Source organism: Streptomyces tubbatahanensis (assembly GCF_022699385.1).
In the GTDB taxonomy this organism is placed as follows: domain Bacteria; phylum Actinomycetota; class Actinomycetes; order Streptomycetales; family Streptomycetaceae; genus Streptomyces; species Streptomyces diacarni.
This window is the reverse complement of the sequence record NZ_CP093846.1, coordinates 2,449,249-2,473,180: the sequence shown is the minus strand read 5'-3', so window position 1 is coordinate 2,473,180 and position 23,932 is coordinate 2,449,249. Positions and strand designations below refer to the sequence as shown.

Below are 23,932 nucleotides of genomic sequence, written 5' to 3'. Positions count from 1 at the left end.
CGGCCCCACTCGCCACCATTCGCCACCATTCGTCCCCTTTCTTCACCACTCGTTACCGCGCTCCGCGCGCTGCCCGCAGTCCGGTCGCCGCCAGGGCCACAAGTCCGCAGGAGTGGACCGTGAACACCGCGGCCAGTGCCCCGCGCATTCCCAGCTGCGGCACCAGTGCCAAAAACAGCGAGCCCAGCGTGGCCACGCCCACCGCCAGACCGGACTGTTGCGCCGTCGCGGCCAGGCCGCTGCCCGCTCCGGCGCGCGAGGCGGGGATGTCGCCGAGCAGGACGCGGTAGTAGGTCGGCAGTTGCAGGCCCTGGCCCACGCCGCACAGCACGAGGCCGGGAGCCAGGGCGAGGGGCGGCAGCCCGGGCCACCCGGCGGACAGGGTGAGCAGCAGGGTCCCCAGCCCGGTGCCCTGGACGACGGCGCTGAGCGCCAGCACGCGCCCGGCGCCCAGCCGTTCGGTCACCCGGGGCGCGGCGACCGACGCGGCGAACTGCGCCACCCCCATCGGCGCCAGGGCGAGCCCCGCGGCCAACGCTCCGTAGTGCAACCCCTGTTGCAGCACCAGCGCGCTGACGAACATGAAGCTGCTGAAGCCGAGGAAGATGGGCACCCCTGCCAGCAGCCCCCGGCGCACGCCCGCCTGTCCGAGCAGTGAGGGCGGCAGCAACGGGCTGCCGCCCTCGCGCTCCTTGCGGCGCTCGACGGCGAGGAAGGCGCAGCCGGTCGGCCCGGCAGCGACCAGCAGGGCGAGCGACCACCAGGGCCATCCGGCCGCGCGCCCCTCCGTCAGCGGCAGCAGCAGGGCGGCGAGTGAGCAGGCGAGCAGGACCGTCCCGGCGACATCGCCGCGCGCGGGCGCCTCCGCGCGGCTGTCGGGCACCAGACGCAGCCCGCAGGCCAGGGCGAGCACCACGACGGGCACGTTGACCCAGAAGACGGCCCGCCATCCGCTGCCCGCCAGGTCGGCGGCGACCAGGGCCCCGCCGAGCACCTGCCCCGCGACGACCGACACCCCGCCGACCGAGCCGAACAGGCCCACGGCACGGGCCCGCGCCCGACCCGAGGTCGTCGCGTGGATCGTGGCGAGGACCTGCGGGAACATCAGCGCGGAGGCGGCGCCCTGGGCCACGCGCGCGCCGATGAGCCACCCGACGCCCGGCGCGAAGCCGCAGGCGAGCGAGGTGAGGCCGAAGGCGGCGACGCCCCACAGGAAGAGCCGGCGCCGCCCGAAGGTGTCGCCGAGCCGCCCGCCGAGGACGAGGAACGCGGCGTAGGCGACGGCGTAACCGGCGACGACCATCTCCAGGGCGGCGGGGGAGGCGTCGAGGTCGCTTTGGATGCTGGGGAACGCGACGTTGACGACGAAGAAATCGATCATGGGTAGCGCGGCGCCCAGCAGCAGCGTGGCAAGGCCGAGGGGGCGCAGGGCCGCGGGTGCGGACGGGTGCGGCGCCGCCCGCGCCGCGGGCGGCTCCACCGGGGTGGGGTCGGGCTCTCGGGCGGCGAGATCGTGGCTCATGGGCACGAGCCTCGGCGAGCTATCAGCCTGGTACCAGACGCTCCTCATCCTGGTACCGGCGCTACCTGGCAACAGGCTGGGCGGCTGGAGCAGGATGGCCACCATGAGCGCCGAGACCGTCCGCAGGGGAGAGCTCGCCGCGTTCCTGCGCAGCAGACGCGAGCGGATCAGCCCCGAGCAGGCCGGGCTGCCCCGCGGCCCGCGCCGCCGCACACCCGGGCTGCGCCGCGAGGAGGTGGCGCATCTGTCGACCGTCGGTGTGACCTGGTACACGTGGCTGGAGCAGGCCCGTGACATCCAGGTGTCGGCGCAGGTGCTGGACGCGCTCTCGCGCGCCCTGATGCTGGACGCGAGCGAGCGGGCCCACCTGTTCGCCCTCGCGGGCACGGCCGATCCGACACCCGCCGACCAGACGACGGTGGTGCCCCCCGGTATCCGGCAGATGCTCGCGCAGCTGGAGCCGTTCCCGGCCTGTGTGCAGAACGCGCGGTACGACATCCTGGCCTACAACCGCACCTACGGCCGTCTGCTCAGCGACCTGGACGCGCTCCCGGCCGAGGACCGCAACTGCATGTGGCTGGCCTTCACCGACCCCGAGTGGTGCGCCGCCATGCCCGACCGGAAGGAAACGGTCCGGCTGATGACGGCCCGCTTCCGCTCCCGGATGGCCGGACACCTGGCGGAACCGGCGTGGAAGGCACTGCTCAAGCGGCTCGAGCACGCGTCGGGGGAGTTTCGCGAGCTGTGGCAGCGGCACGAGGTGGCCCGCGCGGTCGACAAGTCGAAACGCTTCTCCAACCCGCTGGTCGGCATGCTCTCGTTCACGTACCACGGGCTGTGGCTGAACCCGGCCGAGGGCGCCCGCCTGGGCACGTACGTGCCGTGCGACGAGCGCACCCGCGAGGGCGTGGAGCGCCTGCACGAGCTGATCATCGCGGGCGGGTAGGCGGCCGGGCGGGGCGGTAGCGGTCCAGGCGGAGCGGGGACGGGGAGCGGACCGGGTGCGGAGCGCGGGCTGGCGGGGGACGTCGGCGGATGGGGGACAATGGGGAGTCGCCCCGTTCACCCCGTCACCCGAAGGACCGCCGCCGCATGACCCAGCCCGCCGCGCAGCCGCTGCACATCGGACCGCACGCCGTCTGGCCGCCCGTCGTGCTGGCGCCGATGGCGGGGATCACCAACGCGCCGTTCCGTACCCTGTGCCGGGAGTTCTCCGGGGGCCGGGGCCTGTTCGTCAGCGAGATGATCACCACGCGGGCGCTGGTGGAGCGCAACGAGAAGACGATGCAGCTCGTGCACTTCGACGCGAGCGAGAAGCCGCGCTCCATCCAGCTCTACGGCGTGGATCCGGTGACCGTCGGCAAGGCGGTGCGGATGATCGCCGACGAGGATTTGGCCGATCACATCGACCTCAACTTCGGCTGCCCGGTGCCCAAGGTGACCCGCAAGGGCGGCGGCTCGGCGCTGCCGTACAAGCGGCCGCTGCTGCGCGCCATCCTGCACGAGGCCGTGGGCAACGCGGGCGGCCTCCCGGTGACCATGAAGATGCGCAAGGGCATCGACGAGGACCACCTCACCTGCCTGGACGCGGGCCGCATCGCCGTCGAGGAGGGCATCACCGCCATCGCGCTGCACGGCCGCACCGCGGCACAGCACTACGGCGGCACCGCCGACTGGGACGCCATCGCGCGCCTCAAGGAGACCGTCGGAGAGATCCCGGTGCTGGGCAACGGCGACATCTGGTCGGCCGACGACGCCGTGCGGATGATGCGGCAGACCGGCTGCGACGGTGTCGTCGTCGGCCGTGGCTGTCTGGGACGGCCGTGGCTGTTCGCCGACCTGGTGGCCGCGCTCACCGGAGAGGGCGGGACGGGGCTCGCCCGGCCCACCCTGCGCGAGGTCGCCGAGGTGATGGTGCGGCACGCGCGGCTGCTGGGAGAGTGGCTGGGGGACGAGGGGCGCGGCGTCATCGACTTCCGCAAGCACGTCGCCTGGTACACCAAGGGCTTCTCGGTGGGCTCCGAGCTGCGCCGGAGGCTCGCCGTCGCGGGCTCGCTGGACGAGCTGCGCGGCCTGCTCGACGAGCTGGACCTGTCCCAGGAGTGGCCGCAGGGCGCCGACGGGCCCCGTGGCCGCACTCACTCCCGCAACAAGGTCGTGCTGCCCGACGGCTGGCTGAACGACCCCTACGAGTACGGCACGGACGTCGGCGCGGACGCCGAACTGGACACCTCCGGGGGCTGACCGCGCCCTTCCCCGGTGCGCACCGTGCGGGGGCGCGGGGCGCACCGCCCGCGCTCACCGCCGCCCGGCCTGCGGGCGCGCGGCCGCCGCCTCCAGGCGCGCCGCGTACCCGTCGAGCCGTGTCCCAGCGAAGGTGTCGGCTTCCCAGTCGGCGGGGCGGACCTCGGGCGGGCTCGCCCACAGGTACGCCCAGGCCTGGTGCGGTGCCGCCCGACCTGGGCCGCCGGCGCTCTCCGGGCCGCCGGCCGGGTCGAGGTCGAGGGCGCGCAGCTCGTACGCGTCGTCCTCGAAGTCGTCCAGTATCCGCCAGGCGCGCGCGGTCAGCCCCGTCAGCAGCAGGCCGTGAGCGGTCCGTCCGGGGGCCGGGACGAGGCCGGGATAGGGCCGTTCCCGCAGCGCGGCGGTGCGCCAGCCGGAGGCCGTGGCGGGGGCGGCGGGCGGAACCTGGCCGAGAAGTGCCGTCAGTATCCGGCGGAAGCGCAGGGTGCCGTAGACGAAGAGGGCGTCGGCGCCGGTGTCGACGGGGTCGAGGCGGGGGCGCCGGGTGCTGTGCGGAAGGGGCATGCGGGGCACCGTACGGCGGCGCGGAGGCTGTCCGCATGGTGAGACGTTCACTCGAATGGCCGCGTGATTCGCGCCACCTTGATAAGGGGTCCGCTCACATGAGCGGGAAGACCGCGCTCAAATGAGTGCTGCATGTCTCCAAGGAGCGGGTGGCGGTTTTACCGGCCCTTGGTTCCGAGGTCGTACGCAGGCGTCGCGTTCCGTCCGCAAGGCGGCCCGCCGCGCTCCTCAGCGTCATAATCCGTTCGGCTTCTGAATGCAGCGGCCAATCAGCCTCAACCGGTCGGTACTTTCGATCTCTCGGCAGACGGGTGGTTACAGCCGTGTGACATGCCGCTGGACGTACTCGCAAGCCTTTGATCTGGGTACGCTCCCCGCCGTCAGGGCAACCGACCACGAGGAGCCGAGTCCGGTGCCGGTTCACGCGAAGAACACAAAGTCCGCGGTAGACGCGCAGCAGACCAAGTACGTCTACGACTTCAGTGAGGGCAACAAGGACCTCAAGGGCCTCCTCGGTGGCAAGGGAGCCAACCTCGCCGAGATGACCAACCTCGGCCTGCCCGTCCCTCCGGGCTTCACCATCACCACCGAGGCGTGCAAGGCCTACCTCGACTCCGGCGAGGCCCCCGCCCAGCTGCGGGACGAGGTGAGCGCTCACCTGAGCGCACTCGAGGAGCGCATGGGGAAGAAACTCGGCCAGGCCGACGACCCGCTGCTCGTCTCGGTGCGCTCCGGCGCCAAGTTCTCCATGCCCGGCATGATGGACACGGTCCTCAACATCGGCCTGTCCGACGAGTCCGTGCACGGGCTCGTCGCCCAGTCGGGCGACGAGCGCTTCGCCTGGGACTCCTACCGGCGCCTCATCCAGATGTTCGGCGACACCGTGCTCGGCATCCACGGCGAACGCTTCGCCGAGACGCTGGAGGAGGCCAAGACCGCGCGCGGCGCCACCACCGACGTGGACCTGAGCGCCGAGGCGCTGAAGGAACTGGTCACCAAGTTCAAGAACATCGTCTCCGAGGAGACGGGGCGCGACTTCCCGCAGGACCCGCGCGAACAGATGGACCTGGCCGTGCGCGCGGTCTTCGACTCGTGGAACGGCAGCCGCGCCCGCCTCTACCGCCGCCAGGAGCGCATCCCGCACGACCTGGGCACCGCCGTCAACATCTGCTCGATGGTCTTCGGCAACCTCGGCCCCGACTCGGGCACCGGCGTCGCCTTCACCCGCGACCCCGCCAGCGGCCAGCAGGGCGTCTACGGCGACTACCTGCAAAACGCCCAGGGCGAGGACGTCGTCGCCGGCATCCGCAACACCGTGCCGCTCGCCGACCTCGAAGCGCTCGACAAGGCGTCCTACGACCAGCTCATGCAGATCATGGAGACCCTGGAGAACCACTACAGGGACCTGTGCGACATCGAGTTCACCATCGAGCGCGGCAAGCTGTGGATGCTCCAGACGCGGGTGGGCAAGCGCACCGCGGCGGCCGCGTTCCGCATCGCCACCCAACTCGTCGACCAGGGGCTCATCGACGAGGCCGAGGCGCTGCGCCGCGTCAACGGCAGCCAGCTCGCCCAGCTGATGTTCCCCCGCTTCGACTCCAATGGGGGCGTCAAGAACGCCGACCAGATCGGCTGGGGCATCGCCGCCTCGCCGGGCGCGGCCGTCGGCAAGGCGGTCTTCGACTCCTACACCGCCATCAAGTGGTCCCGCTCCGGCGAGAAGGTCATCCTCATCCGCCGCGAGACCAACCCCGACGACCTCGACGGCATGCTCGCGGCCGAGGGCATCCTCACCTCGCGCGGCGGCAAGACCTCGCACGCCGCCGTCGTCGCCCGCGGCATGGGCAAGACCTGCGTGTGCGGTGCCGAGGAGCTGGAGGTCGACACCAAGCGGCGCTGCCTCAAGGCCCCGGGCGGGAAGGTCGTCGAGGAGGGCGACGTCGTCTCCATCGACGGCTCCACCGGCAAGGTCTACGCCGGCGAGGTGCCGGTCGTGCCCTCCCCGGTCGTGGAGTACTTCGAGGGCCGCATGCACGCCGGCGCCGACGACGCCGACGAGCTGGTCAAGGCCGTGCACCGGATCATGGCCTACGCGGACCGGGTGCGCCGTCTGCGGGTGCGGGCCAACGCCGACAACGCCGAGGACGCCGCACGCGCCCGCAGGTTCGGCGCCCAGGGCATCGGCCTGTGCCGCACCGAACACATGTTCCTCGGCGAGCGGCGCGAGCTGGTCGAGCGGCTCATCCTGGCCGACACCGAGGAGGAGCGGAAGCGGGCGCTGCACGCCCTCCTGCCGCTCCAGCAGGGCGACTTCGTCGAGCTGTTCGAGTCGATGGACGGGCTGCCCGTGACGGTGCGGCTGCTCGACCCGCCGCTGCACGAGTTCCTGCCGGACATCACCGAGCTGTCCGTACGGGTCGCCCTCGCGGAGTCCCGCAAGGACGCCAACGAGAACGACCTGCGGCTCCTCCAGGCCGTGCACCGGCTGCACGAGCAGAACCCCATGCTGGGCCTGCGCGGTGTCCGCCTCGGGCTGGTCATCCCCGGGCTGTTCACCATGCAGATCCGCGCCATCGCCGAGGCCGCGGCCGAGCGCAAGGCCGGCGGCGGCGACCCCCGCGCCGAGATCATGATTCCGCTGGTGGGCACCGTGCAGGAGCTCGAACTCGTCCGCGAGGAGGCGGAGGAGGTCATCAACGAGGTGGAGCGGGAGCGGGGCGTCGACCTGGGGCTGTCCCTCGGCACCATGATCGAGCTGCCGCGGGCCGCGCTCACGGCGGGCCAGATCGCCGAGTGCGCCGACTTCTTCTCCTTCGGCACCAACGACCTCACCCAGACGGTGTGGGCCTTCAGCCGTGACGACGTGGAGGCCAGCTTCTTCACGGCCTACCTGGAGAAGGGCATCTTCGGCGTCTCCCCGTTCGAGACCATCGACAAGGACGGCGTCGGCTCGCTGGTCCGCAGCGCCGCCGAGGCGGGCCGGGCCACCCGTCCCGACCTCAAGCTCGGCGTCTGCGGCGAGCACGGGGGTGACCCCGAGTCGGTGCACTTCTTCCACGAGGTCGGCCTCGACTACGTCTCCTGCTCGCCGTTCCGCATCCCGGTGGCACGGCTGGAGGCCGGTCGCGCGGCCGCCCGGCAGGAGACCTCCGCGTAGCGCCGGCCGGCACCCACCCCGGGCTCCCTTCCGCTCTCCACCCTCACCGCGGAAGGGTCCCGGTCCCCAAGGAGGCGGCACCCGTGCGGGGGTGCCGCCTCCTTCGTGTGCGCGGGCCGGCCTTCGTGCGTCCTGTGTCAGGGGAGCCGGGCGCGGGAGCCCGCGGGGCTCACCGCGTCTCCTCCAGGCCCAGCGCCTCCACCAGGCGGCGTTCGGGATGGGCGCCGACCACCGAGCGGGTGGGCTCGCCGTTCCGGAACAGGACGAGGGTCGGCATCGACAGGACGCTGTAGGCGGCCTGCGTGGCCGGGTTGCGGTCCACATCGAGGGAAACCACTTTCAGGGTGCCCTCGCGCTCGGCGGCGATGTGGGCGAGCACCGGGGCGACCATGCGGCACGGCGGGCACCAGTCGGCGGTGAAGTCCACCAGTACCGGCACCTCGGAGCGGAGCACCTCCGCGGCGAACGTCTCGTCGGTGACCTCGGGCAGGTGGGCGGTCCTCGTACTCATCATTCTCCCTCGACGTCGTGCGGGTGCGGCGGAGCCGGTGTGTGGGGCGGGGCCGGTGTGTGCGGCGGAGTCGCCGCGTGCGGCACGGCCGGTGGTTGCGGCGCGGCCGGTGGGTGCGGCGGCGGTGCCAGCTCGCAGCGCGGGTGCGGGCCGTGCGGCAACCCGGCCGCCGCCTCGACCTCGGCGCGCGCGAGCCGCGCGTCGACCTCGTCCCGCACCAGGCGCAGTTCGGCGATGCAGGCGTCCAGCTCGGCCAGTTTGCGGCGGTAGACCTCCAGCGAGTCGGGGCAGGAGTCGCCCGCCGGGTGCCCCGCGCGCAGACACTCCACGAAGGGCCGGGTCTCCTCCAGTTCGAAGCCGTGGTCCCGCAGCGTCCTGATCTGCCGCAGCACCGCGAGGTCGTCCTCGCCGAAGGTGCGGTGCCCGTGGGCGTCGCGGGCCACCTGCAACAGGCCCCGCGCCTCGTAGTAGCGCAGTGTCCTGGTGGTGGTACCCGCGCGCTTGGCCAGCTCCCCGATACGCATCAGGCCCGCGTCCCTCCGTTGTCCTTCGCCGTTACCGCTGTCGTGCGCGGTGCTCCGCACGCTCTGTGTGTGCGGTGCTGCGCACGCTATGCGTTGACGCCGACGTCAACGCAACGGTGTGCGGAGGGTATTGCCGCACACGACGCGAGTGGTATACACCACTGACCGCATGGTGTCCGATGTTCGTTCGTGTTCTCTCAAGGGAGCTGCGATGACAGAAGACGGGATTACCCGACCGACACGTCGGATGGTGACAGCCGCGGGCGTCACAGCCGTGGCCGCGGGAGGGCTCACAGGACCCTTCGCGTCCCGCGCCACCGCGGCCCCGTGCCAGGCGGCCGCGGGCGAAGCCCCCTTCGTCGTACCGGCCCTGCGCGCATGGCGTGCGGGAGCGGGCGAGTTCCGCCTCACCCCCGCCACCCGCGTCGTGGCCGAGGGCGGCGACCGCAGGCTGCTGCGGCTCGCACGCACCCTGCGCGAGGAGTTGGAGGAGACCACCGGGGTGCGCACCCGCGCCCCGGGCGGCGACCACGGCCGCCGCCCGCGGCACGGCGAGATCCGCCTCGTCCTCGACGGCTCCGCACACCACCCGCCCGCGGGCGAGCGCTATCGCGCGGAGGGCTACCGCCTCACCGCCACCCGCGATCACCTGCGCCTGGAAGCCCCCGCCTACGCCGGCGTGTACCACGCGACCCGCAGCCTCCTGCAGATCCTCACCGGATCCGGCGCCCGCACCGTCCCCGCGGGCGAGGCCGTCGACTGGCCCGACTACCCGCGCCGCGGCTTCATGCTGGACGTGGGGCGCCGCTACTTCACGCCGGCCTTCCTCCGCGATGTCATACGGCTGCTCGGCTGGTTCAAGTTCAACGACTTCCAGATCCACCTCAACGACAACGAGATCCAGCCGCCCGGCGGCGACTGGAGCAAGGCACAGTCCGCGTTCCGCCTCGCGAGCGACGCGCCCAGGTGGGCGGGGCTGACCGCCCGCGACGGCTCCTACGACCGCGCCACCTGGAACTCCTTCGAAGACCTCGCCGAAGGATGCGCCGTGCGGCTCACCCCCGAGTTCGACGCCCCCGCGCACTCCCGCGCCTTCGTCGCCCACCGCCCCGACATCGGCCTGGACGGCGGCGACTCCGACCACCTCGACCTGGGCAACCCGGCGGCCACGGCCTACATGAAGGACCTCTTCAGCCACTTCACCCCGTGGTTCCGCAGCCCCGTCGTGCACTTCGGCGCGGACGAGTACGGCGGCCCCGTCGAGCACTACCACGCCTACTTCGACGCCATGGCGGCCCACCTGAAACAGCTCGGCAAGCGGCCCGCGGCCTGGGGCAGCCTCAGCCGGCTCGGCGGCACCGCCGAGGGATACGACCGCGACGTGCGCGTCTACAGCTGGAACAACGGCTGGTACGGGCCGCAGGCCATCAAGAAGGACGGCTTCGAGTTCGTCAACATCAACGACGCCACCCTCTACATCGTGCCGTTCGCGGACTACTACCACGGGCAGGGCCTCGACGGGCGGTACCTGTACGAGCAGTGGGCCCCGCACGTCTTCCCCGACGGGCAGAGCGTGACACCTCTCGACCCGGCGCCGCGGGGCGCGATGTTCGCCGTCTGGAACGACCTCGTGCACGAGGACTACACCGAGAGGGACGTGTACGGCCTGGTCGACAAGACACTCGGTGTCCTGGCCCGGCGCATGTGGCACGCGGACGACAGCGGGCCCGACTACGACACCTTCCAGCGCGGCGTCGCCTCCCTGGGCCTGGGCCCAGGCCTGGAACTGCTGGGAGCACACGAGAGGCCCTAGCCATCAGGTGCCGTGCCGTGCCGTGCCGGCCGGACGGTCACACCGGGTGGTAGCGGCGCTCCGGGCGGCCCGTCGTGCCGTATCTGAGGGTGACCCGCGCGGTGCCGGTGGCCACGAAGTGCTCCAGGTAGCGGCGCGCGCTCACCCGGGACAGGCCGCTGTGCCGGGCGCACTCGGAGGCGGACAGGCCCGCCTGGGCGCAGCTCGCGTCGAGCGTCGCACGTACCAGGGCCGACGTCTGCTCGGTCAGCCCCTTGGGAAGCGGGCCCCGGCGGGTGGCGAGCGCCCCTCCCGCCAGGACCTCACCCTGCGGGGAGGGCACGGGCGCGCCCACGGACCCGGGCGCGGGCGTGGGCGTGGGCGGGCGCACGGGAGCGGGCGTGCGCTGCGGCGCGCCCGTACCGGCGCCCGTGAAGACCCGGTCCAGTTCGTCCTGCCCGGGCGAGGTCAGCTCCTCGAACTCCCGCCGGTCGCGCGCGTACCGTTCGAGACGCTCGACCAGCAGCCGTCCCTCGAACGGCTTGACGACGTACTGCACCGCACCCCCGTGCCGCGCGGCCCGCACACTGGCCGCGTCCCGCGCCGCCGTGATCACGAGCACGTCGGGGCCGCCGCCGGGCGCGCCGTCACCCCGCAGCCGCCGCAGCACCTCGAGACCGCTCACATCCGGCAGGTACAGATCGAGCAGCACCAGGTCGGGGGCCAGCTCCCGCACCAGGGACAGGGCCTGCGCGCCGCTGTGCGCCACCCCGCTCACCTCGAAGCCCGGCACCCTCGACACCAGCGTGCTGTGCAGGCGGGCCACCATGAAGTCGTCGTCGACGACCAGTACGCGGATCACGAGGGCACCCCGTAGGCGACCCCCGTCAGCTCCTCCGAGGCCGCCCACAGGCGCTGGGCCGCCGCGTCGTTGAGCGTCCAGGGTGCCCGCAGCGAGGGTGCGGGCGCGCCCCGCCAGCTCGCCAGCCGCGGCCCGGTGAAGGAGTCGGCGCCCACGCCGGGCGCCGTCGCGGCGTACAGCGTCGGCAGCGCGCCTACCTCGGCGGACTGCGCGACCACCCGGTTGCCCAGCCGCATGACGCGCTCGGCCGCCCTCCTGCCCTCCATGCGCGGGCTCGCGCTCTGCAGGTTCGTCGCCGCGTAGCCGGGGTGCGCCGCCGCGGCGATCAGCGGCGTGTCCGCCAGCCGCCCGGCCAGCTCGTGCGTGAAGAGCAGATTGGCCGTCTTGGACCGTCCGTAGGCGATCCAGCGCCGGTAGGAGCGCTCGCTGTTCAGGTCGGTGATGTCGATGTTGCCCAGCAGGTGCAGAGCGCTGGAGACGGTGACCACCCGGGGGGCGGAAGAGGCCAGGAGCCTGTCCAGCAGCAGCCCGGTGAGGGCGAAGTGCCCCAGGTGGTTGACGCCGAACTGCCTCTCGAAGCCGTCCGCCGTACGGCCGTACGGCAGCGCCATGACCCCCGCGTTGTTGACCAGCAGGTCCACCCGCTCGTCCGGCAGCTCCTTGGCGAACGCGCTCACCGAGGCCAGGTCGCCCAGGTCGAGCAGGCGCAGTTCGGCGCGCGGCCCCGCCTCCGGCAGCTCCCGCACGAGCCGGTCGCGGGCCAGGCGTCCACGCTCCTCGTCGCGGCAGGCGAGGACGACGCGCGCGCCGCGCCGCGCCAGCTCCCTGGCCGTGACGAAGCCCAGCCCGCTGTTGGCGCCGGTCACCACCGCGGTGCGGCCGCTCTGGTCGGGGATGTTCCGCGCTGTCCAGCCCATCGCTCGCCCTGCTCCTCGCCTCGCTCGCGCCCGTCCGTGCGGGGGCTCTCCTTCGGAGGCTAGCGGCACCTCCACCCCCGGTCGAGGTCGGCGGTACCCGCGGCGGGGCGCGCCGGGGGCCGCGAGCCCGGCCGGCTCTGCGCGAGACCCCGGCCCGGGGCGGGCTCTAGGCTGCCTCCATGAACGCGACTTCCTCCCCGTCCTCCGCCGATACGTCGGCTTTCGCGGCGCCCCACGTGCTGCTGCTGCACGGCCCCAACCTCAACCTGCTGGGCGAGCGCGACCGCGACACCTACGGCAGCACGACCCTGCGGGACGTCGAGGAACGCACCACGGCGCTCGGCAAGGAGCTCGGCGCCGAGGTGCGCTGCGCCCAGAGCAACAGCGAGGGCGCGCTCATCGACCTGATCCACGCCACCCGCGGCAGCGACGACGGCATCGTCTTCAACCCGGGCGCCTACGCGCACTACAGCTACGCGCTGCGCGACGCGCTGGAGGCCGTCGCCGGGCTCGGTATCCCCTGCGTGGAGGTGCACATCTCCAACGTCCACGCCCGCGAGCCGTTCCGGCACACCTCCGTGACGGCACCGGTGTGCCAGGGCATGGTCTCGGGCCACGGCGTCTTCGGGTACGAACTGGCGCTGCGCTCCGTCCTGCACCGGATCGGGGAGTGGGGCAGCCGGAAGGCGGTCTGAGCCGCCTCACCGCGCCCGCCTCACCCGCTCACCCGGCCCGCTGCCGGCGGGCCGCCCCGCTCACCCGGCGGGCCCTGCCGGCGGGCCGCCCCGCTCACCCGGTGGGCCTCACTCGGTGCCCGTCACCGTCGTGAGGATGAAGACCGAGTCCTCCAGCGCCAGCACTCCGTGCCGCAGGTGCGGAATCCGCTGGATCTGCCCGGCGGCGACGTCCTGGTCGGCGGTGCCCTCGGTGATCCTGACACTGCCCTGCAGGACGTGCAGGCTCGCCGCCGGGGGAGCATTGTGCTCCTCCAGGGCCGAACCCTCCGTCAGCGCGATGACGGACTGCCGCAGCGGCCCGTCGTGCAAGAAGAGGTACGCGCTGCGGCCGTGCGGGTCTTTCCTCGCCAGGGCCAGGTGTTCGGCTGCCAGTGCGGTCGTATCATCCATGCGTCCATCGTGCCTCGCACGCCACACGATGCAACCGGTCGACCCGCGCGGGAGCACGTGCGATTCCCTCCGCTCCCTCTGCCGTAAGCCGAAGGGACGCTGCCGGGCCCGCGCCCGTCGGCCCGGGTCAGCGGTTCCAGACGCCCTGCGCCGCCGCCCGCCGGGCGAGGCCGGCCACGCCGCGCGGGGGTCGGCCCAGCACCTGGCGTACCCCGTCGGTGACGTTGGCGTTCCGCCCGTCCAGCAGTTGGGCGGACATCTCGTCCAAGAACGCCGCCGGCTGCGGCGGCTCTCCCTGCTCATGTCCGCGCGTCTAAGCTGCCTTCCGTGACGGCGACCGGGGTGGGGAACGGGCGGACGAGCGGTGTGGGGATCGGTGCGGGGGCCGGGGAGGTTGTGCGGTCCGGCGGCGGGGACGGGCTGGCCGAGGCACTGACCGAGGTGCTGAGCGGGGCCCGGGCGTCCGGCGGGCTGCTGCACCGGGCGGTGCTCACGCCGCCCTGGGGCGTACGCGTCCAGGACGGTGCGCCGCTGGCGGTCGCCTCCCTGGTGCGCGGTGAGGGCTGGGTCCTCCCCTCCGCCGTCGCGGATCCGTGGCCGGTCCCCGGGCCCGGAGCCGAACCCGGGGACCGGCCCGGGCCGCTACCGCTCGCCCCCGGTGACGTGGCGGTACTGCGCGGGCCCGCCCCCTACGTGCTCGCCGACGACCCGGCGACCCCGCCCGACCTGCTGATCCAGCCCGGCGACTGCTGCACCAGCGTGGACGGCGTCGACCTGTGTGAGGAGATCGCCCTCGGCGTCCGCACCTACGGCCGCGACCCGGACGCCCCCACCGTCCTGCTGAGCGGCGGCTATCAGCTGCACGGCGACCTGAGCAGCCGGCTGCTGGACGCGCTGCCGCCGGTGCTGGTGCTGCGCGCCGCGGAGTGGGACGCGGGGCTGATGGCGCTCGTCGAGCAGGAGATCGTCAGGGACGCGCCCGGCCAGCAGCTGGTGCTCGACCGGGTGCTCGACTTGCTGCTGGTGTCGGTGCTGCGGGCGTGGTTCGCCCGCCCCGAGGCGGACGCGCCCGCCTGGTACCGCGCCCAGAGCGATCCCGTGGTCGGCGTCGCGCTGCGGCTGCTGCACGAACAGCCGGGGCACGCCTGGACGGTGGCCTCACTGGCCGCCAAGGCCGGGGTCTCCCGCGCGAACTTCGCCCGGCGGTTCACGGAACTGCTGGGCGAGCCGCCCATGGCCTACCTCGCGCAGCGGCGCATCGACCTGGCCGCACGGCTGCTGCGGGAGCCGGGGGCCACGCTGGGAGCCGTCGCCCGCCGGGTGGGCTACGCGGACGGCTTCGCGCTCAGCGCCGCCTTCAAACGCGTGCGGGGGGTCAGCCCCGCCGAGTACCGCGCGGGGTGGCCCGTCCGAGGCTGAGAGTTGGGGGCGGAGACGGTCGGGGCAGAGACGTCCGAGGCTGAGACCGCTCGCGCGCCCCTGGCGGGCCCGGATGTCGGTGCCGGCAGGCATGCTGGGCGGATGTACCAGGAGAGGGCTTCGCGGGTGCCGGGAGCCGTGGCGTGGTCCCGCGCCGCGGTCCCGCCCGGCACGAGCGGGCGGGTGCTGCCCGACGGCTGCATGGATCTGCTGCTGTGGAACGGCGAGCTGGTCGTCGCGGGCCCCGACACCCGCGCGCATGTGACCACGGAGCGCCGGGGACTGCCGGTGTTCGGGGCGCCAGCCGCAGCCCGCCGGGCCCGGCGGCCTCCACATGCGCTTCGGTGTCCGCGTCCGCGGGGATGTCGAGTCCCAGCCGCCGGTAGAAGGCCAGCGAGGCGGCCATGTCAGCGGTGACGAGGCCGATCAGGTCGAGTCGAGGTGTCATACGCGCACGCTAGGCGCGGGGCGTGCGCGGGCTCTTGAATGAATCGGACGCCTCCGGTCCGGCCGCTTGGGCGGACCCCTCGGCCGGCCCCTTGAGCCGGCCCTCGGTCCGGCCGCTCGGACCGGCCCCCGGGGGCTTACCGTGGCGGCATGGCTGAGGTTTTGAGCGTGTTGACGACCGTGGGGTCGCAGGAGGAGGCGCGGGTGCTCGCGGCGGGTGCCGTGGAGCGGAGGGTCGCGGCGTGCGCGCAGATCAGCGGCGCCGTCACCTCCGTGTACCGGTGGGAGGGCGCCGTGCAGACGGACCCGGAGTGGCAGGTGCTCTTCAAGACGGCCGCCGGCTCCTACGACGCGCTGGAGTCCTACCTGAACGAGGCCCACCCGTACGACGTCCCGGAGATCATCGCCACCCCGGTCGTGCGCGGCGGCGCCGCGTATCTGGAGTGGGTCCGCCAGGAGACCCAGGAGACCCAGGAGTCCCAGAAGTCCCGGGAGGCTTAGGAGCCCCAGGGGGCTTGGGAAGGCCCCTCCTCCGGTTACCGTCGGCGTATGCACGCCACGTACGGCACACCCGCAGCACAGGGCCCCGGCACCCGCCAGGGGCCGAGGTACGCGCCGTCGGACATCGCACGCTGGGTGCCGGAGCCGGACAAGCGCCCGGGGCGCACGGCCTTCCAGCGGGACCGCGCCCGGGTGCTGCACTCGGCGGCGCTGCGCCGTCTCGCGGGCAAGACGCAGGTCGTCGCGCCCGAGACCGCGGCACCCTCGTGGGACGCGTCGCCGCGCACCCGGCTGACGCACTCCCTCGAGTGCGCGCAGGTCGGCCGCGAGCTGGGCGCCTCGCTGGGCTGCGACCCGGATCTGGTGGAGACCGCGTGTCTGGCGCACGACCTCGGGCACCCCCCGTTCGGGCACAACGGCGAGGCCGTGCTCGACGAGATCGCCGCGCCTGCGGGCGGTTTCGAGGGGAACGCCCAGTCGTTGCGGCTGCTGACCCGGCTGGAGCCCAAGCGGTTCTCCGCCGAGCCCGACGGGCAGGCGCCCGTGGGGCTGAACCTGACGCGGGCCGCGCTGGACGCCGCGACGAAGTACCCGTGGCGCCGGGGCGCACATCCGGCGGACCCGGCCTCAGGCAAGTTCGGCGTCTACGACGACGACCTGCCGGTCTTCCGCTGGCTGCGCGAGGGCGCACCCAGGGGCCGCACCTGCTTCGAGGCGCAGGTCATGGACTGGTCGGACGATGTGGCCTACTCGGTGCACGACCTGGAGGACGGCATCAGGGCGGGGCACCTTCAGCCGCGGTCGCTGCGGTCGGGGCCCGAGCGCGGCGACGTCTTCGCCTGCGCCGCGGCCCGCTACGCGCCGGGCGCGGACGAGGCGGAGCTGGCCGCCGCGCTGGACCGGCTGCTCGCCCAGGAGTGGTGGCCGCACGAGCACGACGGCACGGCGCTGGCGCAGGCCGGGCTGAAGGACGCGACCAGCCAGCTGATCGGCCGCTTCGCCCTGGCCGCCGAGGCGGCGACCCGCGCCGCCTACGGCTCGGGGCCGCTGACCCGGTACGGGGCCGAGCTGATCGTGCCCGGGCCCGCCCGGCTGGAGTGCGCGGTCCTCAAGGCGGTCGTCGACTGCTACGTGATGCAGCGCCCGGAGCTGGAGCGGCTGCGGGTGGAGCAGCGCGCTGTCCTGCGCGAGCTGGCCGAGGCGCTGCTGGCCCGCGCGCCCGAGGGGCTGGACGCGCAGTACGCGGACCTGTACGAGGAGGCGTCCCGCGCCGAGGGGGTGGCCGCGGCGCGGCTGCGCGTGGTCGTCGACCAGATCTCCACACTCACCGACGCCGCGGCCCGCTCCCTCCATCAGGTGATGACGGCGGGCACGAGGACGTGAGGGTGAGCGAGCGGTGCGGAACCCGCCACGGTGCCCGCACGTCCCTTACGCACCCCTGCCTCTTCCCGCGCATGGTGCGATGAGGGACGCTCACGGTGAACGCGCACAGCTGGATGACGGGGGACGACAGCACGGCCCGTGGGGGCCGGCTCTTCAAGGGGATTCGAGGAGGAGCTTCAAGTGGTGGACGCACACCGTACGTTCGTCATCGTCGGCGGGGGGCTCACGGGGGCGAAAGCCGCCGAGGCCCTGCGCGCCGAGGGGTTCACGGGCCGCGTGATCCTGATCGGTGACGAACGTGAGCATCCCTACGAGCGTCCCCCGCTCTCCAAGGGCTTCCTCACCGGTTCGGCCGAACGCGGCAGCGTCTTCGTGCACGAGCCCGCCTGGTACGCGGCGGCCGACATCGAGCTGCACCTGGGCCAGCCCGCCGTCCAGCTCGACCTGGAGAGCAGGGCGGTCAGGATGGGCGACGGCACCCGTGTCCACTACGACAAGCTGCTGCTGGCCACCGGTGCCGAGCCGCGCCGGCTGGAGATCCCCGGCACCGACCTGGCGGGCGTGCACCACCTGCGCCGCCTCGCGCACGCCGAGCGGCTGCGCGGGGTGCTGACGGCGCTCGGCCAGGAGAACGGCCATCTGGTGATCGCGGGGGCGGGCTGGATCGGCCTGGAGGTGGCGGCAGCGGCGCGTACGTACGGGGCGGAGGTCACCGTCATCGAGGCGGAGCCCACCCCGCTGCACACGGTGCTCGGCCCCGAGCTGGGGGCGCTCTTCGCCGACCTGCACCGCGAGAAGGGCGTCAGGTTCCACTTCGGCGCCCGGCTCACCCGGATCGCGGGCGCTGACGGGATGGTGCAGACGGTGCACACCGACGACGGCGACGAGCACCCGGCGCACGACGTCGTCGCCGCCATCGGGGCCGCGCCGCGCACGGCGCTGGCCGAGGCGGCGGGCCTGGAGACGGCCCCGGGGCCCGGCGGCGGCATCGCGGTGGACGCCTCGCTGCGCACCAGCGACCCCGATGTCTTCGTGGCGGGTGACGCCGCCGCCGTGCAGCATCCGCTGCTGGGCACGCGGCTGCGGGTCGAGCACTGGGCCAACGCGCTGAACGGCGGCCCGGCCGCCGCCCGCGCGATGCTCGGCAAGGACGTGTCCTACGACCGGGTGCCCTATTTCTTCTCCGACCAGTACGAGCTGGGCATGGAGTACTCGGGTTACGCGCCGCCGGGCTCCTACGACCAGGTGGTGTGCCGGGGGGACGTGGGCAAGCGGGAGTTCGTCGCCTTCTGGCTGAGCGGGGGCCGGGTGCTGGCGGGGATGAACGTCAACGTCTGGGACGTCGCGGGAGCGATCCAGGACCTGGTCCGCTCGGGTGTCGTGGTGGACCCGGAGGCGCTGGCCGATCCGGGCGTGCCGCTGGAGTCGCTGGGCGCCACGGCGTGATGCCGGGCGCCATGGCGTGATGCTGGGGCGGCGCGGCGTGATGCTGGGCGCCATGGCGTGATGCCGGGCGCCGCGGCGTGATGCCGGAGCGGCGCGTGGGGGATATGTTGCGGAAAGGAACGGCGGGCCGTGCCGGTGCCGGACGGCGGACCCTCGGCGCCGCCCTGCCGCGGCGAGCGAAGGACGAGTGAGCGATGGCGAAGCAGACGGTGGCCGAGCAGTTCGTCGACACGCTGGTGCGATCCGGCGTCGAACGCCTGTATGGGGTGGTGGGGGACAGTCTCAACCCGGTCGTGGACGCCATCCGGCGCAACCCGGCCATCGACTGGATCCAGGTCAGGCACGAGGAGGCCGCCGCCTTCGCCGCCGGGGCCGAGGCGCAGCTGAGCGGGAAGCTCACCGCGTGCGCCGGCTCCTGCGGCCCGGGCAACCTGCACCTGATCAACGGACTCTTCGACGCGCACCGCTCCATGGCACCCGTGCTCGCGCTGGCCTCGCACATCCCCAGCAGTGAGATCGGCACCCGCTTCTTCCAGGAGACCCACCCCGACCGGCTCTTCGTGGAGTGCAGCCACTACAGCGAGCTGATCTCCAGCGAGCAGCAGATGCCGCGGGTCCTCCAGACGGCCGTCCAGCACGCGGTGGGACAGCAGGGCGTCAGCGTCGTCGCGCTCCCGGGCGACCTGGCCTCCCAGCCGGCGCCCGAGGCGCCGGTGGAGCACGCGCTGGTCACCTCCCGTCCCACGGTGCGTCCGGGGGACGTGGAGATCGACGCGCTGGTGCGCATGATCGACGAGTCGGAGAAGATCACCCTGTTCTGCGGCGCGGGCACCGCGGGCGCGCACGCGGAGGTCATGGAGTTCGCCGAGCGGATCAAGTCCCCGGTCGGGCACGCGCTGCGCGGCAAGGAGTGGATCCAGTACGACAACCCCTACGACGTCGGCATGAGCGGACTGCTCGGATACGGCGCCGCCTACGAGGCCACCCACGAGTGCGACCTGCTGATCCTGCTGGGCACCGACTTCCCGTACAACGCGTTCCTGCCCAAGGACTGCAAGATCGTCCAGGTGGACGTGCGGCCCGAGCACCTGGGCCGCCGCACCCAGCTCGACCTCGCCGTGTGGGGCGACGTGCGCGAGACGCTGCGCTGCCTCACCCCGCGGGTTCCCGTCAAGACGAACCGCAGGTTCCTCGACCGGATGCTCAAGAAGCACGCGGAGGCGCTGGAAGGCGTCGTCAGCGCCTACACCCGCAAGGTCGACAAGCACACCCCGATCCACCCCGAGTACGTCGCCTCGCTGCTGGACGAGGAGGCCGCCGACGACGCCGTCTTCACCGTCGACACGGGCATGTGCAACGTGTGGGCGGCCCGCTACATCACCCCGAACGGGCGGCGCCGGGTGATCGGCTCCTTCAGCCACGGGTCGATGGCCAACGCCGTTCCGCAGGCCGTCGGCGCCCAGCTCCTGGACCGGAACCGCCAGGTCATCTCCATGTCGGGCGACGGCGGCTTCGCCATGCTGATGGGCGAGTTCCTCACGCTGGTCCAGTACGACCTGCCGGTCAAGGTGGTGCTGTTCAACAACTCCTCGCTGGGCATGGTCGAGCTGGAGATGATGGTGGACGGCATGCCGGCGTACGGGACGAACAACCGCAATCCGGACTTCGCGGCGCTGGCGCAGGCCGCGGGCGCCTACGCGGTCCGCGTCGAGAAGCCCAAGCACCTGCGGGGCGCCCTCAAGGACGTCCTGGGGCACAAGGGTCCCGCGCTGATCGACGTGGTCACCGACCCGCACGCCCTCTCGCTCCCGCCGAAGATCACCCGGGAACAGGTGAGCGGCTTCGCCCTCTCGGCGGGGAAGACGGTGCTGGACGGCGGCGTGGGCCGGATGGTCCAGATGGCCAGGTCCAACCTGCGCAACGTCCCGCGGCCCTGACCACGGAGGACGCGGACCGGACCGCGGGGCGGGACTGTCACCGGCGCGCCGTAGACTTTCCGTGTGGCTGGAAGGATCAATGACGAGGACGTGAAGGCGGTACGGGACGCGGTCCCGATCGACTCCGTCGTCTCCGAGTACCTCCAGCTGCGCAACGCGGGCGGCGGCAACCTCAAGGGCCTGTGCCCCTTCCACGACGAGAAGTCCCCCTCCTTCCACGTCAGCCCGAGCAAGGGGTTCTATCACTGTTTCGGCTGCCAGGAGGGCGGGGACACCCTCGACTTCGTGATGAAGGTCGACCACCTGTCCTTCTCCGAGTCGGTCGAGCGGCTCGCGGCCCGCGCCGGCATCACCCTCCGCTACGAGGAGGGCGGCTACGGCCGCGCCTCGCAGCAGGGCGAGCGCACCCGGCTGGTCGAGGCCCACAAGAGCGCCGCCCGGTTCTACGCCGAGCAGCTGGACGGGCCCGAGGCCGAGATCGCCCGCCGCTTCCTCGCGGAGCGCGGTTTCGACCAGGAGGCGGCCCGGCACTTCGGCATCGGCTACTCCCCGGCGGGCTGGGACCACCTGGTGCGGTATCTGCGCGGGCAGGGCTTCACCGACAAGGAGCTGACGCTCTCGGGGCTCGCCCAGGAGGCGCGCAACGGCCGGCCCATCGACCGCTTCCGCGGCCGGCTGATGTGGCCCATCCGCGACATCACGGGTGACGTCGTCGGCTTCGGCGCCCGCAAGCTGCGCGAGGACGACCAGGGCCCGAAGTACCTGAACACGCCCGAGACGCCGATCTACCGCAAGTCCCAGGTGCTCTACGGCATCGACCTGGCCAAGCGGGAGATCGCCAAGGCCAACCGCGCCGTGGTCGTCGAGGGCTACACGGACGTGATGGCCTGCCACCTGGCGGGGGTCACCACGGCCATCGCCACCTGCGGCACCGCCTTCGGCGGGGAGCACGTGAAGATCCTGCGCCGGGTGCTGATGGACAACGCGCAGTCGGAGGTCGTCTTCACCTTCGACGGCGACGCGGCGGGCCAGAAGGCGGCCCTGCGCGCTTTCGAGGACGACCAGAAGTTCGCCGCGCGCACCTGGATCGCGATCACGCCCGGCGGGATGGACCCGTGCGACCTGCGGCTTGCCGAGGGCGACGAGGCGGTCGCCAAGGTGGTCGAGGGCCGCACCCCGCTCTTCGACTTCGCGATGCGCTCGATCGTGGACCGGCACAACCTGGACACCGCGGAGGGCAGGTCGGCCGCGCTGGAGGAGGTCGCCCCGGTCGTCGTCCAGATCAAGGACCCTTCCATCCGGCGGGGTTACGCGGTGCGCCTGGCGGGCCTGCTGGGCATCGTGGACGAGGAGTTCGTCGTCCGCCGCGTCGCCCAGCTCGCCCGCTGGGCGCGCGAGCGCGGCCAGACCTCCCCGCGCGCCCCCCAGGGCGCCCGGCGGCACGAGACCCCGGCCGTGCAGGCGCCGTTCGTGCCGCGCGGTCCGGCGCTGAACCTGCGCAGTCCGGCGCACCGGGTCGAGCGGGAGCTGCTCAAGCTGGCGCTTCAGCGCCCGGAGCTGGTCTCTCCCGCGTTCGACGCCTACGGGGCCGACGAGTTCACCGCGCCGCCCTACGCCGTGGTGCGGCAGGCGCTGGAGTCGGCGGGTGGCGCCGAGGCGGGGATCTCCGACACCGGCTTCCTGGGCCGGGTGCGGGACGCCGCCCCGGACGACACCGTGCGGTCGCTGGTGACCGAGCTGGCCGTCGAGCCGCTGCGCAGCTCGCGCAGCCGCGATGTCGACGAGGCGTACGCGGGGGAGCAGTTGGTCGCCGTGCGGCGCGCCGCCGTGCTGGCCCGGATCGCCGAGCTGGAGGGCGCGGCGCGCCGCCTGGAGGCCCGTGGGGAGTACGAGCAGTCGACGGGGATGCGGCAGCAGATCTGGACGCTCCAGCAGTACGGCACGGCGCTGCGCGAGCGGGGCGCGGCGGCACTCTGATCCGTCTGGCCCGCTGACGGCGTAGGGGCTGGGGCGGGAGCTGGTCCGCTGACCGCGTACGGGCTGCGGCGGGAGCGGAACCCCAGGTTCCGTCCCCTTGGTGCGCCCGCGCCTCACCCACCCCTTCCATGTGTAGCGGGCCGTGCGCTGAGGGTCACATTCGGTGGAAAAACTGCGCGCACGCCCCTCGTGGCCGGGCTGTGTCCTGCCCCACACTGGTGAGCGGTGCCTGAGTCCTCGGAGCGGGGCGGTGTCGGCCAGGACGGGTCGCGATCCCCCGCGGATGCGCACATATCGAACGGGATGGAGCGCGGCCCGGCCGCAGCCGTCCCCGTCTCGCACGCCGCCCCCGAACCGGCAGCGATCACCATGGAGGTCGCCCCCGTGCAGACCCGGACCCTGAACGCGGCGCCCGCCGCCGCCCCGGCAACGCCCCTCGCCCCGCACACCGTTCCCCTCGTCGCGCCGCCCCAGCCGGTGCCCGAGCCCCCGGTGCCCGAGCCCCTCCCCGACCAGGAGACCGCGCCGGCGGCCGGTCCTGAGCCGGCCGCGCGCCGGGAGCCGGCCACCACCGGGCCCTCGGCGGACCTCTTCCGCCAGTACCTGCGCGAGATCGGCCGCATACCCCTGCTGACGGCGGCCGAGGAGGTGGAGCTGGCCCGCCGCGTGGAGGCGGGACTGTTCGCCGAGGAGAAGCTCGGCAACACCCCCGAGTTGGCGGGCGCGCTCGCCCTCGATCTCGACCGGCTCGTGGTGCTCGGCAGGGTGGCCAAGCGCCGCCTGATAGAGGCGAACCTGCGGCTGGTCGTCTCCGTCGCCAAGCGCTACATCGGGCGGGGGCTGACGATGCTCGACCTCGTGCAGGAGGGCAACCTCGGGCTGATCCGCGCGGTGGAGAAGTTCGACTACGCGCGCGGCTACAAGTTCTCGACGTACGCGACCTGGTGGATCCGCCAGGCCATGTCCCGCGCCCTGGCCGACCAGGCCCGGACGATCCGCGTCCCGGTGCACGTCGTCGAGCTGATCAACCGGGTGGTGCGCATCCAGCGCCGGCTGCTCCAGGAGCGCGGTTACGAGCCGGCGCACGAGGAGGTCGCATCCCAGCTCGGGCTGACTCCTGAGCGGGTGAGCGAGGTGCTGCGGCTCGCTCAGGAACCGGTCTCCCTGCACGCGCCCGTGGGGGAGGAGGACGACGTCAACCTCGGCGACCTGATCGAGGACGGTGACGCGGCCTCACCCGTGGAGTCGGCCGCCTTCCTGCTGCTGCGCGAGCACCTGGAGGCCGTGCTCTCCACCCTCCAGGAGCGCGAACGCCGGGTTGTCCAACTGCGGTACGGGCTGATCGACGGCCGCCCGCGCACGCTGGAGGAGATCGGCAATCTCTTCGGTGTGACGCGGGAGCGCATCCGGCAGATCGAGTCGAAGACCCTCACCAAGCTGCGGGAGCACGCCTTCGCCGACCAGTTGCGGGGTTACCTGGACTGAGGAGACTGAGGGGGCGTGCGGCGGCCGAGGGGACCGAGGCGGCCGGTGCGCCCTTGTCAGCGTGTTCCCTTCCTCTCCATAATCACGGCATTCGCTTGGCATGCGCCCGTCACGCGG

20 protein-coding genes and 1 pseudogene are annotated in these 23,932 nt (G+C 73.1%); 12 read left to right on the top strand and 9 right to left on the bottom strand.

The features are described from left to right. Positions 1-52: 52 nt before the first annotated feature. Positions 53-1,522 (bottom strand): MFS transporter, encoded by a 1,470-nt coding sequence (locus MMF93_RS10670; protein WP_242750986.1) that lies wholly within the window; start codon positions 1,520-1,522, stop codon positions 53-55. A gap of 103 nt (positions 1,523-1,625) precedes the next feature. On the opposite strand from MMF93_RS10670, the gene MMF93_RS10665 reads away from it, so the two are divergent. Then, on the top strand, positions 1,626-2,468 hold the full coding sequence (locus MMF93_RS10665; RefSeq protein ID WP_242750984.1) for a helix-turn-helix transcriptional regulator: 843 nt from the start codon (positions 1,626-1,628) through the stop codon (positions 2,466-2,468). 146 nt (positions 2,469-2,614) lie between these two features. After that, positions 2,615-3,766 carry a tRNA dihydrouridine synthase DusB gene (gene dusB, locus MMF93_RS10660; protein WP_242750982.1) on the top strand — a complete coding sequence of 384 codons (1,152 nt, stop codon included), beginning with the start codon at positions 2,615-2,617 and terminating at the stop codon, positions 3,764-3,766. 54 nt (positions 3,767-3,820) lie between these two features. Here the strand turns inward: dusB and MMF93_RS10655 are convergent, their stop codons facing one another. Next, positions 3,821-4,330 carry a gamma-glutamylcyclotransferase family protein gene (locus tag MMF93_RS10655; RefSeq protein WP_242750980.1) on the bottom strand — a complete coding sequence of 170 codons (510 nt, stop codon included), beginning with the start codon at positions 4,328-4,330 and terminating at the stop codon, positions 3,821-3,823. 412 nt (positions 4,331-4,742) lie between these two features. Between MMF93_RS10655 and ppdK the strand changes: the two genes are divergently transcribed. Continuing rightward, entirely contained in the window at positions 4,743-7,487 is a 2,745-nt protein-coding gene (ppdK, locus tag MMF93_RS10650) for a pyruvate, phosphate dikinase (protein WP_242750979.1), read from the top strand. A 169-nt stretch (positions 7,488-7,656) separates the two neighbouring features. On the opposite strand, the gene trxA is transcribed toward ppdK, so the two are convergent. Together trxA and MMF93_RS10640 are read right to left on the bottom strand one after the other, a co-directional pair. Beyond that, the gene (gene trxA / locus MMF93_RS10645) at positions 7,657-7,998 is read right to left on the bottom strand and encodes a thioredoxin (protein ID WP_274709443.1); all 342 of its coding nucleotides are present in this window, start codon (positions 7,996-7,998) and stop codon (positions 7,657-7,659) included. Continuing rightward, positions 7,998-8,522, bottom strand: coding sequence for a MerR family transcriptional regulator (locus MMF93_RS10640; protein ID WP_242750977.1), 525 nt, complete (start codon positions 8,520-8,522; stop codon positions 7,998-8,000). The genes trxA and MMF93_RS10640 overlap by 1 nt, the downstream gene beginning before the upstream one ends. 247 nt (positions 8,523-8,769) lie before the next feature. On the opposite strand from MMF93_RS10640, the gene MMF93_RS10635 reads away from it, so the two are divergent. Beyond that, positions 8,770-10,335 (top strand): glycoside hydrolase family 20 zincin-like fold domain-containing protein, encoded by a 1,566-nt coding sequence (locus MMF93_RS10635; protein WP_242750976.1) that lies wholly within the window; start codon positions 8,770-8,772, stop codon positions 10,333-10,335. A gap of 37 nt (positions 10,336-10,372) precedes the next feature. Here MMF93_RS10635 and MMF93_RS10630 read toward each other — a convergent pair whose 3' ends face one another. Continuing rightward, positions 10,373-11,176 (bottom strand): response regulator transcription factor, encoded by an 804-nt coding sequence (locus MMF93_RS10630; RefSeq protein ID WP_242750974.1) that lies wholly within the window; start codon positions 11,174-11,176, stop codon positions 10,373-10,375. Continuing rightward, positions 11,173-12,093: an oxidoreductase gene (locus tag MMF93_RS10625; protein ID WP_242750972.1), complete on the bottom strand. Its 921-nt coding sequence runs from the start codon at positions 12,091-12,093 to the stop codon at positions 11,173-11,175. The genes MMF93_RS10630 and MMF93_RS10625 overlap by 4 nt, the downstream gene beginning before the upstream one ends. 179 nt (positions 12,094-12,272) lie before the next feature. On the opposite strand from MMF93_RS10625, the gene aroQ reads away from it, so the two are divergent. Further along, the gene (gene aroQ, locus MMF93_RS10620) at positions 12,273-12,788 is read left to right on the top strand and encodes a type II 3-dehydroquinate dehydratase (RefSeq protein WP_242750970.1); all 516 of its coding nucleotides are present in this window, start codon (positions 12,273-12,275) and stop codon (positions 12,786-12,788) included. A gap of 108 nt (positions 12,789-12,896) precedes the next feature. On the opposite strand, the gene MMF93_RS10615 is transcribed toward aroQ, so the two are convergent. Both MMF93_RS10615 and MMF93_RS10610 read right to left on the bottom strand, forming a co-directional pair. Then, a complete protein-coding gene (locus tag MMF93_RS10615) occupies positions 12,897-13,220 on the bottom strand; it encodes a cupin domain-containing protein (RefSeq protein WP_242750969.1) in 324 nt (107 codons plus the stop codon). Between the two features lie 127 nt (positions 13,221-13,347). Continuing rightward, positions 13,348-13,488, bottom strand: coding sequence for a hypothetical protein (locus tag MMF93_RS10610; protein WP_341483243.1), 141 nt, complete (start codon positions 13,486-13,488; stop codon positions 13,348-13,350). A 152-nt stretch (positions 13,489-13,640) separates the two neighbouring features. Between MMF93_RS10610 and MMF93_RS10605 the strand changes: the two genes are divergently transcribed. Continuing rightward, positions 13,641-14,639 (top strand): AraC family transcriptional regulator, encoded by a 999-nt coding sequence (locus MMF93_RS10605; RefSeq protein WP_423835590.1) that lies wholly within the window; start codon positions 13,641-13,643, stop codon positions 14,637-14,639. Between the two features lie 298 nt (positions 14,640-14,937). Here the strand turns inward: MMF93_RS10605 and MMF93_RS10595 are convergent. Beyond that, positions 14,938-15,087 (bottom strand): annotated as a pseudogene (locus MMF93_RS10595) (VOC family protein); the annotation flags it as partial. Positions 15,088-15,236: 149 nt separating this feature from the next. Here MMF93_RS10595 and cutA point away from each other — a divergent pair. The 6 genes from cutA to MMF93_RS10565 all read left to right on the top strand — a co-directional run bounded on the left by cutA (position 15,237) and on the right by MMF93_RS10565 (position 23,815). Next, the gene (gene cutA, locus MMF93_RS10590) at positions 15,237-15,587 is read left to right on the top strand and encodes a divalent-cation tolerance protein CutA (RefSeq protein WP_242750967.1); all 351 of its coding nucleotides are present in this window, start codon (positions 15,237-15,239) and stop codon (positions 15,585-15,587) included. Positions 15,588-15,635: 48 nt separating this feature from the next. Continuing rightward, entirely contained in the window at positions 15,636-16,970 is a 1,335-nt protein-coding gene (locus tag MMF93_RS10585; RefSeq protein WP_242750965.1) for a deoxyguanosinetriphosphate triphosphohydrolase, read from the top strand. Between the two features lie 180 nt (positions 16,971-17,150). Continuing rightward, the gene (locus tag MMF93_RS10580; RefSeq protein ID WP_242750964.1) at positions 17,151-18,416 is read left to right on the top strand and encodes an NAD(P)/FAD-dependent oxidoreductase; all 1,266 of its coding nucleotides are present in this window, start codon (positions 17,151-17,153) and stop codon (positions 18,414-18,416) included. Positions 18,417-18,610: 194 nt separating this feature from the next. Continuing rightward, a complete protein-coding gene (locus tag MMF93_RS10575) occupies positions 18,611-20,353 on the top strand; it encodes a pyruvate dehydrogenase (RefSeq protein WP_242750962.1) in 1,743 nt (580 codons plus the stop codon). Between the two features lie 63 nt (positions 20,354-20,416). After that, positions 20,417-22,330, top strand: coding sequence for a DNA primase (gene dnaG / locus MMF93_RS10570; protein WP_242750960.1), 1,914 nt, complete (start codon positions 20,417-20,419; stop codon positions 22,328-22,330). Positions 22,331-22,555: 225 nt separating this feature from the next. Then, a complete protein-coding gene (locus MMF93_RS10565) occupies positions 22,556-23,815 on the top strand; it encodes an RNA polymerase sigma factor (RefSeq protein WP_242750958.1) in 1,260 nt (419 codons plus the stop codon). Positions 23,816-23,932 lie beyond the last annotated feature (117 nt).

What these genes read in the sequence shown, in the direction of transcription:
- MMF93_RS10670 (WP_242750986.1), bottom strand. Translation starts at nt 1,522, where the DNA reads ATGAGCCACGATCTCGCCGCCCGAGAGCCCGACCCCACCCCGGTGGAG.
- MMF93_RS10665 (WP_242750984.1), top strand. Translation starts at nt 1,626, where the DNA reads ATGAGCGCCGAGACCGTCCGCAGGGGAGAGCTCGCCGCGTTCCTGCGC.
- dusB (WP_242750982.1), top strand. Translation starts at nt 2,615, where the DNA reads ATGACCCAGCCCGCCGCGCAGCCGCTGCACATCGGACCGCACGCCGTC.
- MMF93_RS10655 (WP_242750980.1), bottom strand. Translation starts at nt 4,330, where the DNA reads ATGCCCCTTCCGCACAGCACCCGGCGCCCCCGCCTCGACCCCGTCGAC.
- trxA (WP_274709443.1), bottom strand. Translation starts at nt 7,998, where the DNA reads ATGAGTACGAGGACCGCCCACCTGCCCGAGGTCACCGACGAGACGTTC.
- MMF93_RS10640 (WP_242750977.1), bottom strand. Translation starts at nt 8,522, where the DNA reads ATGCGTATCGGGGAGCTGGCCAAGCGCGCGGGTACCACCACCAGGACA.
- MMF93_RS10635 (WP_242750976.1), top strand. Translation starts at nt 8,770, where the DNA reads ATGGTGACAGCCGCGGGCGTCACAGCCGTGGCCGCGGGAGGGCTCACA.
- MMF93_RS10625 (WP_242750972.1), bottom strand. Translation starts at nt 12,093, where the DNA reads ATGGGCTGGACAGCGCGGAACATCCCCGACCAGAGCGGCCGCACCGCG.
- aroQ (WP_242750970.1), top strand. Translation starts at nt 12,273, where the DNA reads ATGAACGCGACTTCCTCCCCGTCCTCCGCCGATACGTCGGCTTTCGCG.
- MMF93_RS10615 (WP_242750969.1), bottom strand. Translation starts at nt 13,220, where the DNA reads ATGGATGATACGACCGCACTGGCAGCCGAACACCTGGCCCTGGCGAGG.
- cutA (WP_242750967.1), top strand. Translation starts at nt 15,237, where the DNA reads ATGGCTGAGGTTTTGAGCGTGTTGACGACCGTGGGGTCGCAGGAGGAG.
- MMF93_RS10585 (WP_242750965.1), top strand. Translation starts at nt 15,636, where the DNA reads ATGCACGCCACGTACGGCACACCCGCAGCACAGGGCCCCGGCACCCGC.
- MMF93_RS10575 (WP_242750962.1), top strand. Translation starts at nt 18,611, where the DNA reads ATGGCGAAGCAGACGGTGGCCGAGCAGTTCGTCGACACGCTGGTGCGA.